At 34.1% G+C, this 14,048-nt stretch carries 13 protein-coding genes; 2 read left to right on the top strand and 11 right to left on the bottom strand.

The window, feature by feature from the left end; all coding sequences use genetic code 11:
• Positions 1-8 precede the first annotated feature (8 nt).
• From ACJMML_RS09255 to ACJMML_RS09235, 5 genes are all read right to left on the bottom strand, one after another.
• On the bottom strand, positions 9-593 hold the full coding sequence (locus ACJMML_RS09255) for a zinc ribbon domain-containing protein (RefSeq protein WP_405307039.1): 585 nt from the start codon (positions 591-593) through the stop codon (positions 9-11).
• A gap of 8 nt (positions 594-601) precedes the next feature.
• A complete protein-coding gene (locus ACJMML_RS09250) occupies positions 602-1,501 on the bottom strand; it encodes a hypothetical protein (RefSeq protein ID WP_405307038.1) in 900 nt (299 codons plus the stop codon).
• Positions 1,502-1,578: 77 nt separating this feature from the next.
• Positions 1,579-2,019 (bottom strand): D-aminoacyl-tRNA deacylase, encoded by a 441-nt coding sequence (dtd, locus tag ACJMML_RS09245; protein ID WP_405307037.1) that lies wholly within the window; start codon positions 2,017-2,019, stop codon positions 1,579-1,581.
• Complete coding sequence (gene sstT, locus ACJMML_RS09240; protein WP_405307036.1) at positions 2,020-3,264, bottom strand: serine/threonine transporter SstT; 1,245 nt, start codon at positions 3,262-3,264, stop codon at positions 2,020-2,022.
• A gap of 9 nt (positions 3,265-3,273) precedes the next feature.
• Positions 3,274-4,224, bottom strand: a complete 951-nt coding sequence (locus tag ACJMML_RS09235) for a malate dehydrogenase (protein WP_405307035.1) — start codon at positions 4,222-4,224, stop codon at positions 3,274-3,276.
• Positions 4,225-4,394: 170 nt separating this feature from the next.
• Between ACJMML_RS09235 and ACJMML_RS09230 the strand changes: the two genes are divergently transcribed.
• Both ACJMML_RS09230 and ACJMML_RS09225 read left to right on the top strand, forming a co-directional pair.
• Complete coding sequence (locus tag ACJMML_RS09230) at positions 4,395-5,045, top strand: hypothetical protein (RefSeq protein WP_405307034.1); 651 nt, start codon at positions 4,395-4,397, stop codon at positions 5,043-5,045.
• 18 nt (positions 5,046-5,063) lie between these two features.
• Positions 5,064-5,861, top strand: coding sequence for an amidohydrolase family protein (locus tag ACJMML_RS09225; RefSeq protein ID WP_405307033.1), 798 nt, complete (start codon positions 5,064-5,066; stop codon positions 5,859-5,861).
• Positions 5,862-6,004: 143 nt separating this feature from the next.
• Here ACJMML_RS09225 and ACJMML_RS09220 read toward each other — a convergent pair whose 3' ends face one another.
• From ACJMML_RS09220 to ACJMML_RS09195, 6 genes are read right to left on the bottom strand one after another with little or no spacing between them, the layout of a single operon-like run.
• Positions 6,005-6,772, bottom strand: coding sequence for a metallophosphoesterase (locus tag ACJMML_RS09220; RefSeq protein WP_405307032.1), 768 nt, complete (start codon positions 6,770-6,772; stop codon positions 6,005-6,007).
• A gap of 32 nt (positions 6,773-6,804) precedes the next feature.
• Positions 6,805-7,677: a tetratricopeptide repeat protein gene (locus ACJMML_RS09215; protein WP_405307031.1), complete on the bottom strand. Its 873-nt coding sequence runs from the start codon at positions 7,675-7,677 to the stop codon at positions 6,805-6,807.
• 33 nt (positions 7,678-7,710) lie between these two features.
• Complete coding sequence (locus ACJMML_RS09210) at positions 7,711-10,224, bottom strand: Hsp70 family protein (protein ID WP_405307030.1); 2,514 nt, start codon at positions 10,222-10,224, stop codon at positions 7,711-7,713.
• Between the two features lie 13 nt (positions 10,225-10,237).
• On the bottom strand, positions 10,238-10,783 hold the full coding sequence (locus ACJMML_RS09205; protein ID WP_405307029.1) for a hypothetical protein: 546 nt from the start codon (positions 10,781-10,783) through the stop codon (positions 10,238-10,240).
• Positions 10,784-10,798: 15 nt separating this feature from the next.
• Positions 10,799-12,448, bottom strand: a complete 1,650-nt coding sequence (locus ACJMML_RS09200) for a hypothetical protein (protein ID WP_405307028.1) — start codon at positions 12,446-12,448, stop codon at positions 10,799-10,801.
• A 12-nt stretch (positions 12,449-12,460) separates the two neighbouring features.
• Positions 12,461-14,047 (bottom strand): serine/threonine-protein kinase, encoded by a 1,587-nt coding sequence (locus ACJMML_RS09195; protein WP_405307027.1) that lies wholly within the window; start codon positions 14,045-14,047, stop codon positions 12,461-12,463.
• Position 14,048: the final 1 nt, after the last annotated feature.

Here is a 14,048-nt window from a genome sequence, read left to right as displayed (position 1 = left end):
CATCACCATTAATTTAAATAATCAATTTTGTTTCTATCAATTTGTTCTGTATAAGAATCTATAACTTTTCCACCATTTATAATTTCTACTTTTACATGATCCGGGTCAGGCAATTTATATGTTGTGTAATGTCCGAAATTAATTGAAAATTGAGTGTCATAATACACGTTTTCCAATTTTTCAGTTTCATGACCAATCTCAGAACCATTGGAATCGTAATATGTGGTCTTAACATTATAACCCTTTAGATTTCCCGGAACACTATTGAATATTGCTTCAGTATATAATGTATAGCTTTTTTTACCAGAATAAGTATCATCCCATCCATCAACACCATCTATTGTTAAATCAACAGCATGTGTAACTTCATCTGTTCTGTCAGGAGCATTGTTATTGCCTCCAGATTCTGAAGAAAGGATGAACACGCCACCAATAACCAATATTGCAATAATCAGAACAATAAACAGTGTTGGAAGCGGAAAGTTACTTAGAAATCCACTGCTTTCAGGCTTATCTATAGTGTATCCGCAGTCCATACAAAATCTTGCATCATCAGGCAATTCCTTACCACATTTTGGACAAATTTTACTCATCATATCACCTAATACTCTTTTACCGAGTCAATTAAATTTTCCATATCATCCAATAGATTTTTAACCTCATCTTCCGATTCGTTTGAAGAACTGATATTGATTACCAGCTCATTTGTCAAATCTTCAATCTGATTGATGATGGTCTTCATCGCATCAATCTTATTTTTAATCTCGTCCTGAACCCTTGGCGTGTCTTCAACAGCCAAATTAATAATATTTAATGCCGCATCTGACTGTGCATAAAATAACTTATGGCAATTATCTATAGATGAGATAAACTTATCATAAGTAATTTGAGGAGGTTCAAAACGTTTTTCAATTAGTTCTCGCACTACCTCTTCCTTAACATTAAACAATACCTTTAAGTTATTGATTTCTTTTTCATATTTTTTCAGGGATTCCAAACCTGATGATTCCTCAACAGTTGTTTGAACTGGTGTTTCCACTTTTTTAAGCTCCTTAACCGGTTTCTTAACTGTATATTTGGTATGTTTTTTGAAATTGAAGATATAATACAGATAAAGCAGAGGCAATATAACTAAAACCAAAATCAAATACATTCCAATCATGTTTTTTGAGAATGTAACCGGGATGGCAATACTAATCAAAACCACATAAAACAATCCTAAAATCCATGGAAGAGATTCATGAACACATAAGACATCCTTAATACCTCCAAAACCTCTTTTCAATCTTATTTGTGATGCGGATTTTGATTCAGGAGCATACTGCAAAATTTCATCCTCATTTAAAATATTCTCCTTAGGCTCCACTATGAACCTAACATCGGACAATGTTTCACTACACTTGAGAAGATTTCCCTGGCTGTCATAGGCCTTGAAGTCCTTGAAGGTTAATGGTGAAGTTAAGCGTTTTATTTCCTTTGATTTCGGATTTACAATAGACATTTAAATTTACATCCCTCTCTTGTAAGAATATATTTAGGTGTAACTGTTTTTAAATATTTGTATTTAACTTGTTAATATCATTCAAATTCCTTTTCCAAAAGAATGGTGACAGGGCCATTATTCAACAGACTGACCTTCATGAAGGCTCCGAATTCTCCAGTTTCAACATCAATGAATTCGCTGCATTTTTCAGTGAAATAATCAAACAGTTCAGTTGCCTTTTCCGGAGCCAATGCCTTGTGAAATGAGGGTCTGTTCTTTTTAGTGTGAGCATATAAAGTGAATTGCGGAACTAATAATAGTTTTCCGCCAATATCCATTACGGATCTGTTCATCCTGCCGTTTTCATCATGAAATATTCTTAGTTTTGCAAGCCTGCGGGCCAGATAATCCGCCTCTTTGGCGGTGTCGTTTTCTCCAAAACCTACCAGAACCATCAAACCGTCTTCAATCTCTCCAACGATTTTACCTTCCACTTCCACGCTAGCTGAAGTTACCCTTTGTACGACAAGTTTCATTTAATCACCTTTTGAAAATTCTCCCAAATAATTAACGGGCTCACCATTTTTAGCCCTGATATAATATTCTGTATCCGCAGTAAACAGGACATCACTTGAAGAATTAAGGGCTGTTTCGAAGGAATCCTGAATTACGCTGATTATAAATCCTACTGCAACAACCTGCATTGAAATATCCTGACTGATGCCGAACAGTGAACAGGTTAACGGGATCAGCAGCAATGATCCTCCGACAACACCTGAAGCGCAGCATGCAGCCAATGTAGTTACCGCACATAAAAGAATGGCCCATGACAAATGAACCGGAATTCCCATCGTATGGCATGCAACAAGAGTCATGACAGCAATGGTTACGGCAGCCCCATTCGTATTTATTGTTGAGCCTAACGGAATGGTGACTGAATAGAAATCCCTATCAAGACCCAGCTTTTCACATAATTGCATATTGATTGGAATGTTTGCAGCAGAACTTCTTGAGAAAAATGCTGTTATTCCGCTTTCCTTAAAGCATGTGAAAACCAGTGGGTAAGGGTTTCTTTTTAAAAGCAGGAATGATAATAATGGATTGATTATAAATCCCATAATGAGAATGCATCCGACAATCAGGAATATAAGCTCTCCATATTGTGAAAAAATACTCAAGCCGCTTTCGCAAACGGAGGTAAACACCAAACCCATAACTCCTATTGGAGCGAATTGAATAATGAAATAAACGATTTTGGAGAACACTTCAGCAATATCGCTTAGCAAATCTTTTGTTGTGTCACTAGCTACCATCCTTAAAGCGATTCCAATGATTATGGACCAGAATAATATTCCGAGATACTCCCCTTCAGACAATGATTTTATCGGATTGGAAAAAATCTTCAAAACCATTCCACCTAATATATCCGCCAGTCCTCCAGGAGAAGCAGCTGTGCTGGCTGTGGATAAGTGAATGCTTACAGGGAATATGAAACATGCTACCGTTGCAACGACTGCAGCAATAAAATTCATCAGCAAAAATATTGCAATAATAATTTTAAATTTAGACCCTACTCCAGTTTTTGCCTGAGAAATGGCCGAAGCTACCAAAATAAAAACTAAAAGTGGTGCAACAGATTTTAGGGCTTCTACAAATACTTTACCAAAAAAGCCAATGAATGACCATTGAGGTACAATTATTCCCAAAACGGCACCGACAATCATTCCTATTATGATTTTTAAAATAAGGCTTGATTCAGTCCATTTTTGAATAAAACTCATTGAACACTCCTATAACTCCAAACGAGTTAAAACTTCCTTGGTTGCATCTCTAACAGTTTTTGCAGCTTTTAAAAATTCCTTCTTTTCAATATCATTCATATGAATAGGAACAATCATTGCTACACCCTTTTTGGTAATTACTGCAGGAACTCCAAGAGAAACATCCTCAACCCTTTCAATTTCAGCATCCAGATAGCTGCTTACAGTCAAGACCCTATGGGAATCTGTAAGAATTGTGGACATAAGATTTGAAATTGCAAAGGCAGGACCATACTCAGTCGCTCCTTTTTTGGATATGATGGTATTTCCCGCACGTCTTAACTGTTCGACAAGTGCGGTAATGTCCAAATCAACATATTCTACAAAATATTTTAATGGGATACCACCTATGGTTGTTGAGCTTAAAAGCGGAACCATATGGTCCCCATGTTCGCCGATTACCCTTGTATGGACTTCGGAACTGTTAATGTCGATTTGCCTTGAGAAGTAATTTTTCAGTCTCAATGAATCCAAGTGGTTTCCAACACCTATGACCTTGCTCTTCTTTAATCCAGATGTCTTAAGAGCAATTGTTGTCATCACATCAACAGGATTTGTTGCAACCAATATTATTGAATCGGGTGAATATTCTGCAATTTTTTTAGAGTAATAACTTACAATCTTTGCATTGGGAACGGCGAGATCCAATCTTTTCATGCCCTTTTCCCTGTGGATTCCCGCTGCAATAAGAACAATGGCCGAACCTGTGATATCATTAAAGTCGCAAGTTGGTGTCAGTCTACAATCGATATCACGTGCAGCCAGTGCATCATACATGTCATATGTTTCTCCTTTTGCCTTGTCAAGACTTTCAGGTCTTGAAAACATTACAATTTCATCAACTGTATCCTCACGCGCAAGGGTAAATGCAACGTTTTTTCCAATGATTCCAGTTGACCCTATAATAGTTACTTTTACCATAAAGTAATATTGGTTTTCAATATAAAAATAACTTACTAAAATAATTTTAAATTATCAAACTGAATATAAAATTAGGAAAAAATTAAATCAAATAAATATAATTTATTTAAACATATTATTTTGTTCATGTTACAATAGATTTATATTTTAAACTGAATATAATAATATCTATGGCAGATGAAGATTTAAAACTTGAAACCAAATGTTATGACGCTAACGAATATGGATATCTCTATGGATTGAACAAAAGAATTCCCGATGAGGAGTTCGAAAAGGTGAAGCCATATTTCAGAGACTTCAGAAGAATGGACTTCAAAGAAGGAAACATCCAGGTGACAGGCAGGCCTGAAGGATGGAGATGCCTTGAAAAGGACGTCAGCAAAGTTGAAGAGATTCTTGGAATAACAAATACATTAGAGTCAAGACAAAACAAAGTAAAAGAAGCATTTGCCGACCCTATTAAAAAAGCGAATTTAATGGACAAGTCATATGAATGGCTGAAGATGCTGTTTGAAAAGACAGGCACAAGGCCTGAGCAGGATCTTTCAAGACTTGCAGTCCATTCAACCAAAATTTATGACCCTCAGGACAGCTTTAAAAAAGGTTATTCAAAAGGAGAAGGGGAACTGTTCATCTACACTCCCCATGGAATGTGGTACATCATAAACAATTCAGGAGAATTTTCAGACAAATCCCTAAACAATGTCAAAACCCCGCAAGGCGGAGCTGTGGGCCATAGGTTAATGTATGATGATTTGATTGACAGGTTAATCAGAATATACACTGAAGAAAATCTGTATACTGGCGAAAAATTATACTAGTTGGTAGGTGACCAATATATGCAAAAAATAATAAATTCACATTGTCACATTTATCCGGAAAAAATTGCAGACAAGGCCGTTTTAGGAATTAGAGACTTTTATGATTTGGACATGTCATTAAACGGCAAATTGGATGACCTGATAAGGGACGGAAATGAAGTCGGCGTTACACACTACCTCGTACATTCCGTTGCAACAACCCCCAAGCAGGTCAAGTCCATAAATGAATTCATTGCCCAGGCAGTAAATGCACATCCAGATTTATTTACTGGTTTTGGAACCCTTCACCCAGATAGTGAAGATATTCCAGGCGATTTTGATTACCTTATTGAATTGGGTTTGAAAGGCGTCAAGCTTCATCCTGATTTCCAGCAGTTCGCAATGAATGAAGAGCGTGCATTCAGGATAGGAGAAGTGGTAAGCAAAGCAGGTGTTCCTATGCTTGTCCACTGCGGTGACTTCAGATATAACTATTCTAATCCAGAACAGATTAAGCCATTCCTGGAAAGATTTTCGGACATAACATTCATTGGAGCCCATTTTGCCGGATGGAGCATGTGGGAAGATGCAACCCGTGAACTGTCAGGTTTTAAAAACATCTATGTTGACTTGAGCTCAAGCCTATATGCATTGACCCCTGAAACTGCATTGGAACTGATTCATGCATATGGTGCAGATAGAGTGCTGTGGGGAACAGATTATCCAATGTGGGAATCTGTCAGCGAAATGGAATACTTCAATAAAATCGATTTGACAGACTCAGAAAGGCAGAAAATACTTTATGACAATGCTGCCAAATTACTAAAAATAGAATAATCAGTTGACTACAAAGCGTAGCCAACTTTTAACAATTTTCATATTAATCATGTGTTTTTAATGCAATTAATAAATGATTGCAAAAAAAGATCTCACTTATAATCTAATGATTACAAATTTGTTTTTAATGGAGAGTTGTTAATTTAATCATCCAAAAGTTTAATGTTTTTAAGTAAATCATCCATATCTCCAATAGGATTTGACAAATCAATATCCAAATAACACTTACGATTTAAACTGAAACTTGAAGCAAGAATCAATTGTTTTCCAAAAACTTCATATCCATCAACCGTAGTGTGTCCGACCACCATAACCTTTGATTTGACTAAATCTAAAAAAAATGAAACATCTTCCTCATTGTAATCCTTTTCAGGTCTTGCCCACAATACCGAAAAGACTAACTCGCTGTAATAATCGTCATCCTCAACTATAAATTCATAATCCTCATATGATTCAATACTGCGTGAGGGTCCCGCATGAGATATAAAAATACCGTTTTCGGTTTTGACAAAAAATGGGATTGATTTGAAAAAATCTATGTAATTTGACAGATAAGGTTCCAAAGAGCCTTTTTTCTTAACAATCAGTTTTTCAAAATCTTTTTTCTGGTTGACAGTGCCTTTATAGAGATTTGCATTTGCAATATGACTCCATTCATGATTGCCCAAAATGGGATGAAAATTATCATATTTATGAAATTTATCTATAATATCATCTAAAAGTTCAACTGAAAAGTCTTCTTTATAGATACTGTGAATAAAATCTCCATTGATAATAATATGACAATTGGAATCTTCACAATCCCATTTACTCAAAAACTTTTTGTAATCTCCAAAATTTCCATGGAGGTCTGTGAAAATTAAAAGCCTTCCCTTTTTTGGCAATTCAACTAAACGAGTATTATAGTCCATAAAAACACTTTAAAAAAAAATGAATATCTGTTTTAAGATTTAACTTCTATAACAGATATTGCCTTAACTTTCATGTTTCCTTCATTCAACACACTGAAAACATTTTGTTTTTGTAGTGAAAAATTACCTGGATTATCAAATTTGAATGAAATTGGCACAACACTAGATGTAATATTTTTGACCTCTTTGATGTTAGTCAGATTTGACTTTGCAGTGGTTAAAGCGGCATCATATGCATTTTGGATTGCTTTATTTTTAACATCATCAGACAATGACAAAGTTATTAATTCAACATATGCATCATAATACTCCAATTCATATAAAACATTATATACTGCATTCACATCTCCTGTTACCTCAATAACATTTCCATTTTGATGTATATCAATTTTTGCCACATTTGAATTAATATTATTCAATTCATCCAATAAGTATTGTGCATCTCCATTAGCTACAATGCTGACAGACATAATATCTGCATCAACCATAGCAGTACCTTCAAATTGGTTTGAATTTGCAGTGGAGAACAAACTGAAAGATGCAAAAGAAATTATGCCAATGACTAGAATAGCAGCAATAATCATCGAAAATACTTTTAACTTATTGAAATTAAAATAAGTCTTAATTTTAGAACCTTTCAGTTCCTCACATTTTTTTAATCCGTTTATCGCTTCCACATTATTACTGTCCTGTTGAAGCACTTCTTTAAAATAAACACCTGCACTTTCAAAATCTTGATTTTGAGCATATATTTTACCTAAAAGATTTAATGCTTCAATGGAAAATGAAGAATGAATTAATGGAGACAATAAGGTTATTGCCTCATCATAATTCCCTTCACTAGCTAGTTTTTTAGCAATTTCCAAAGTAATTTTATCATTCATTTGCTCATTATCATCCATCATATACCTCTCTTATTCAAGAATATATTTACACATTTATTCTTTTTTTACACCCCAATCCCAATCAGTAGGTGTAGACCCACCGGATCCAGGAGATGGTGTATCTTGTTTAAGTATTTTAACCAGTTGACCAAGAATTCTTTTCAATTCCTGAATGTCTCCTCTTCCTAATGCATCATTACCCTGTGAAATCAATCTGTCAGCTGCTGCTTGATCTATAAATTCGCCGGTTGCTGATATCTCCAAGAATCCGAAGGTCACCATTTCGAGTTCGTGTAACTGCATGAAAATGAACTGCAGTTTATCCTTTACATCAATCAACAGTTTCTCATTTTTAGTTTCTACAGCACTGTGATATCTTTCCTTAATTTGGAAGAATAATCTTTGGATTTGTGGCTCTGCCTTATCAATATTTTCTTCAACACCATGTAATAATGTATCAGTTTCTTCTTTAAGTTCATCCCAACTGGACAATCTACTACCAATAGCATCAATACGGTCCAAAATATCAGTGAAATCGTTAATTCTCTTACTAGCTTTATCCAATGCATCCACATCAGTTTCACTAGTTTTTAAGAAGTTTTCAATATTTTCAATGATTCTTTCCTCATCAATTTGGTTGAAGAAGTTTGTGATTTGAGGATTGTTCACTGTAGCATATTTCATCAAATAATCATTGTAACGCTCTTTTTGAGAATCGAATTTCATTTCAAGGTCATCTTTAGAGAATTGAGATTTGGTAATAGCAAAACCGCCTTCGATTTCCTTATCTAAAAATCCAATATAAACCGTACCATCAATATTCATGGATTCGTCAATTGTTACAGTCAGTTCAATTTCAGAACCCTCCGGCAAGTCTCTGTCGATATCAGCACCAGTAATTGTTAAATGTCCAATTAATGTATTCCTATCTGCTTTCATTTTGTTTCCTTGATACAAAGGCATGTCCACTTTTTCTGATGCATTACCCCTATGAACATAGTTTGAAGAAGTATAATTCCTTTCCAATTCAAATGGTAATGGAGTGCCCTTTTCAGCAAGAACATCAAGTTCATTTCCATATAAACCTAATCCAATTGAATGAGATAGAATATGTTCGCTTGGAGGAATATCAATAATATATTTAATAGTGTTAACAGAGTTAGGCGCTAAAGTTGCAAGACTTCCTGAAGCATCATAAACCTTTATCTCAAATATATTGTAATCATCTTCATCTTCAGCAAATAATGAAGTTCTAAACATACCGTTATTACCTACAGGCACTTTACCAGAAGAGTAACCTGTTTTATTGTTAACAAATTCCACTGAATAACCATCAGGTGACCCGTCTGGATTTACCACTTTACCATTAACAGTAAACTCATCATCATCACCCATTGTATTATACATCACTTCAACACTTACAAAACCTGATACAGGGGGTTGTGTTTCAACAAATGTTTTGGTACTTGCAAATATTGCTGCTCCTCTTGCAACAACGGTTGTAGGGTCAATTGAAAATTCTAAAGGAAGATGAAATTCCTCTTCCAATCTTTCATGAATATAAGGACTTAATGTAGATCCTCCAACTAGAATAATTTTGGTTACATCTGAAATGCTTAAATTGACTTCTTCCAAAGCTTTATGACAGTGATTAATTGTACGGTCAACATATTGTTTCATCACACCAGCAAGTTCATCACGAGTCATTTCATATTCAAAGTCAAAGAAATCCCCATCAGAAGCAACAACCAAATTTTCAATATCCACATCTGCAACATCAAAATTAGATAAATCTGCTTTTGCATTTTCGGCAGCTTCTTTTAATTTAGCGAATGGTTTTTTATATTTTAGATTATCCCTGTTGAAATCTGTAAGTCCGGTTTCTTCAACAATCGCAGGGACAAAAATTTTATCAACTATATCCCAATCTATGAGCTTTCCACCAAGATATGCATCTCCCTGATTGTTGATATTGACTATTTCTTCACTATTCTTTTTCATTATAGATACATCAAATGTACCTCCACCCAAATCATAAATTAACCAAATTTCATTATCATCTGAACTTCCAAATCCATAAGCCATTGCAGCAGCAGTAGGTTCCTGCAACAGGATTACCTTTTCAAAGCCTGCTAATTTGGCGGCTTCAGTTGTTGCTTTAGTTTGAGGAGCTGTGAAATCTGCAGGCACAGTAATAACAGCTGCTTTTAAATCTTTCTGATGCTTTTCCTTAACTGTTTGTCTCAAATTTTTAAGAATTTCTGCAGATAATTCGACTGGAGTCATTTGTTTTCCAGCAGCCTTAAACTCATAAACATAATCAGAACCCATTTTTAATTTGAATTCAGCATACCCATTATCAGGGTCAGCAAAAATTTTCTTTTTTGCTTTATCCCCTACAAAAACTGTTCCATTCTTTTTAATGTATACTGCAGAACTAACAAAATTCTTATTATCTAAAGTGTTTGGAATAACCATTGTTCCATTACCATCAACTTTAGCAATGGAACTTGTAGTAGTTCCTAAATCAATACCATAATCAATTGTACCTGTATTTTCTTCAGCCATTTAATCACCTATTTTAATTTTCCTTTTTTGGGGGAATTGAAACAACAACTTCCCCGTTTAAAATCAACTCACCATCATAATAAATTGATGGTTTAATCGTTTCTGTAATTACACTCTCTTCTAATTTCTCATCAGTTTCAAAAAGTAAAACCTTCAATGCCATACCATCATGGTATTTAGAATTAGTATGATCTTTAATTTCAAAACCATTTTCTTCAAAAGTTTTTAGAATAGATTTTGTTTGTTTACCTGCAAATTTGACAGGTTTTAATGAATCTTTGAGGTTTTTAATGATATATTTAGATTCCGCATCATCAAAATCATCATTATCCTTAACCAAACTTTCCACACGTTTAAGATTATTATTTGATTTATATGATTCAGACCTATTATTTACTCTCCAAATACGAAAGATAATATCTTTTAGCATATCAACATCAACAGAAGATTCATTATTATCCTCCTGATTAAGCAAATCCAAAATAGATTTATAATCCCAATCGGACGAATCTATTCTAAATTCCTCGGGAAATCTTTCCTGTTTATTTCTAAAAAACATCAGTCACCTCTCTTATTATAACCAGCCCATGAAGTACATTATTCCCAATATTACTGCAGCGATGATAATAATCCAGATAATGCATCCTAACGCTAATGTCTTGCCTCCGGAACCTGAAGAAGAACCTGAACCTGATGATGAACCGGATTGACTCTCCATAATTCTTTGCAACTCTGCAATTTGCTCATCAGTTAACCCTCCAATTTTATCGATTTCTTCAAGGGTTTTGATGTCTTCGTCAATTTTGTTTTTAGATTCGAATTTGACCGCATGACGTCTAGCAGTATTCAATAATGAAAGTAAATCAGATTTCAATTCTTTTATTTTGCTGAGGTCACCTGCATGCTTATTAATTGTTGTGACAACATATGCATCCAATGACATTGCAAAATAATCTGAAAAATCATCCTTATTGTTCGGGTCGACATTTTTCAAATCGTTTTCAATATCTCTTGCATATGATTGAGCGGAATATATTCCTGTGCTTTCCATTTTATCTATAAAGTCATTAATCTTGTCATGAACCTTCTTATCCTTCAATTGAGATGTAAGAGATTTTAACATGTCCCTATTCTGTTCGACATCTTCTTTTACATCATAACCATAAGCCATGTCAACTATTCTATCGAATATTCTTTCAATTCTATTGAAATCAAATGAAGTGATTTGAGAAATACTATTCTCATCAACATCCTCAAATACAGTGTTAACAATACGTACAAGCTTATTTTTAACAGATTGAGCGATATTATCACTTAATGATTGGAATTGGAAATTACTGGAGAAATGAGTTTTCAATAAACCTAAGTCATCAGTGACATCATCAAGGAACCTTTCAACTTTAGATATGTCGCTTTCCTTTTCAAAAGTGTCATTATCAAATGTTTCATACCTTTCATTGATGGAGTCATAGAGTCCATCAAAAATACCCTGCAATGCTTCTTGTTTAGTGATTTCATCAAAACTGGAGTTGTTAATGAAACCCAAATGTCTATTGAAATTGGATCTATCATTTTGTTTTAAATAATCATTTGCTATTGAAGCATTAATTGATAAAATAGCCGATGACAGTTGGCTAAATATTTCTTCAACATAATCCTCCCTCATGGTCGGATCATTAAGCTGCTGAACTCTTGCTAATGCCAAGTTTTTAAAATCATTATTTGACAATGTAATGTGCCACTGATTTAATGCCTCCCTCCAATTTGTATTGTTTCCATTATCTCCAAATTCATTGTCAATAGCCAGCACATGATTATATACTGCAAGATTATGGGCAGCATTGCTTGCACTAGAAGATTTCCATATTGACACCGCACCATCAACATCCGCTTTCTTTAAAGCTTTGAATGTTGGATCTCGTTTATTGTTCAAATCTTCCGGCCAAAACCAAAACAATTCATCGATAAAACGATCCCTAGGTTGGTTTAACCTATTTTTTGCATTTTGGTAATCAATGAAATTAGGCTTCGGATTTATTGGAAATGGAAGATTATTGTAAACATCCAAACTTTCCTTAGATCCAAAACCACCAAGTTGTCTTACTGATTCCACATTATCAAATTCATTTCTAACCTTCCTCTGTGAAGCAGTTATAGGAAGGTTAAAAATCCTAAATGCATTATGCAAATATATGTTCTTATTTATTTCCTTTGATAAATCCATTAATACCTCTCCTTAATTAATTATGCCTTTTTTCCAATTCTTTATTTTGTACTGATATTTTTCTTTAATAGAATCATCCAATAGTATAGCTAACTCCATTAATCTACTGCCTTTTACTGGTTCATAATCATCAATATATTTTAATGCTTCAACCTCCATTTTTTTAGCATCTTTTAAAGTCAATAAACTTAAAGCAAATCCATACTCCCCATTTATTGAATCATTTTCATCAGCTAACTGCTTTAACTGAGCAATGCCCTCATCTATTGTGTTTGAATTTTTAATCATTATGAAACATTTCCACAATTCATATTTTGTACCATATTTCTTTTTAAGCTCGGGTTTTTGAGCAAAAGCCTGTTCTAGATAATCAACACCCTTTTCATAATCAAGTAAATTATTTATTGCTTTTAAAGCTCCATCAACAAATCTTTCAGCAGGATTTTCTGAATTTAAAATCTCCAGATTATCCTGATGTTTATTTCTCAATTCATTATCATGTTTAAATGCATATGCAAAAGCATCTGATGCATACATGAATTTTTGAGGATCTTTTGCAAGCTCTTTTGCATGTTCAACTTGTTCCTCAGCATTTTCACAAGCTTCAACATCATTTTGAATCTTATTGGATTCCTTAACTTCAGTATTTTGAACAACTTCTTCGGAAGGTTCATTTTCAAGATCCTCCGCTTCTGAAACTTGTGAAGGTGTCTCATCCCCTTTAGTGTTTTCCCACTCTACAATGGCATCCAAAAGTTCCTGAGCATTTTGATATCTTTCTTCAGGATTAGTTGAAATTGCGGTAAAAACTATTTTTTCCAATTTTTCATCATTGATAAGAGGATTATAATAATTTAAAGGTTTAGGCTTATTTTTTAGCCAGTTCCCAGTCATAACATCAAAATCACTATCAATAGGATAAGGCAATTTATCTGTTAAAAGCATGTAAAATGTAACTCCTAAAGCAAAAATATCTGTCGAAGTATCATCCTTTTCTTCTAAAAATTCTGGTGCCTTGAACGCAAGAGTACCTTTAGCACTTGCATATAATGTGGATGGATTAACTGCCTTTACTAAACCAAAATCTGTTAATTTTGCAACAATTCCATGATTATCATAACCAATCATGATGTTTTGAGGTTTTATATCTCTATGAATCATTGGAGGCTTTTCTGAATGCAATACATTAAGACCCAAACAAATTTGTTTTATAATATCAATCACATTATCCAATGGAACATAATTGGCTCCAAAAGATTTCCAATAGTCATCCAAATCTCCACCAGGAACAAAATCCATCACAAAAAACACATGCTCCTGACCATCATCACCAATGAAACTGTCTGCATCATGAACTTTCACAATGTTCCTATGGTCAAATTTAGCAAGCAAAACTGCTTCATCCAACAATTCCTGCACGGTAGATTCATTTCCTTTAACATCCAAAGCAACTTTAAATACTTTAATAGCAAATCTTTTCTTTAAAAACGTGTTTTTTACACGGTAAACCTCACCAAATGCTCCTCCACCTAAATATTTTTCAACTTTATATTTTCGGTTCAGGATTGTCCCAATTTTTAATATTGTATTCTCTGACATT

Origin of the sequence: Methanobrevibacter sp., from assembly GCF_045130115.1 — an archaeon.
Classification (GTDB): domain Archaea; phylum Methanobacteriota; class Methanobacteria; order Methanobacteriales; family Methanobacteriaceae; genus Methanocatella.
The sequence above is the reverse complement of the archived record's forward strand: the minus strand, read 5'-3'. Positions and strand labels throughout refer to the sequence as shown.

Bases quoted from the DNA above. Each gene is read 5' to 3' on its own strand.
- ACJMML_RS09210 (WP_405307030.1), bottom strand. From the start codon at position 10,224: ATGGCTGAAGAAAATACAGGTACAATTGATTATGGTATTGATTTAGGA.
- ACJMML_RS09250 (WP_405307038.1), bottom strand. From the start codon at position 1,501: ATGTCTATTGTAAATCCGAAATCAAAGGAAATAAAACGCTTAACTTCA.
- ACJMML_RS09215 (WP_405307031.1), bottom strand. From the start codon at position 7,677: ATGATGGATGATAATGAGCAAATGAATGATAAAATTACTTTGGAAATT.
- ACJMML_RS09220 (WP_405307032.1), bottom strand. From the start codon at position 6,772: ATGGACTATAATACTCGTTTAGTTGAATTGCCAAAAAAGGGAAGGCTT.
- ACJMML_RS09225 (WP_405307033.1), top strand. From the start codon at position 5,064: ATGCAAAAAATAATAAATTCACATTGTCACATTTATCCGGAAAAAATT.
- ACJMML_RS09230 (WP_405307034.1), top strand. From the start codon at position 4,395: ATGGCAGATGAAGATTTAAAACTTGAAACCAAATGTTATGACGCTAAC.
- ACJMML_RS09200 (WP_405307028.1), bottom strand. From the start codon at position 12,448: ATGGATTTATCAAAGGAAATAAATAAGAACATATATTTGCATAATGCA.
- ACJMML_RS09205 (WP_405307029.1), bottom strand. From the start codon at position 10,783: ATGTTTTTTAGAAATAAACAGGAAAGATTTCCCGAGGAATTTAGAATA.
- sstT (WP_405307036.1), bottom strand. From the start codon at position 3,264: ATGAGTTTTATTCAAAAATGGACTGAATCAAGCCTTATTTTAAAAATC.
- dtd (WP_405307037.1), bottom strand. From the start codon at position 2,019: ATGAAACTTGTCGTACAAAGGGTAACTTCAGCTAGCGTGGAAGTGGAA.
- ACJMML_RS09255 (WP_405307039.1), bottom strand. From the start codon at position 593: ATGAGTAAAATTTGTCCAAAATGTGGTAAGGAATTGCCTGATGATGCA.
- ACJMML_RS09195 (WP_405307027.1), bottom strand. From the start codon at position 14,047: ATGTCAGAGAATACAATATTAAAAATTGGGACAATCCTGAACCGAAAA.
- ACJMML_RS09235 (WP_405307035.1), bottom strand. From the start codon at position 4,224: ATGGTAAAAGTAACTATTATAGGGTCAACTGGAATCATTGGAAAAAAC.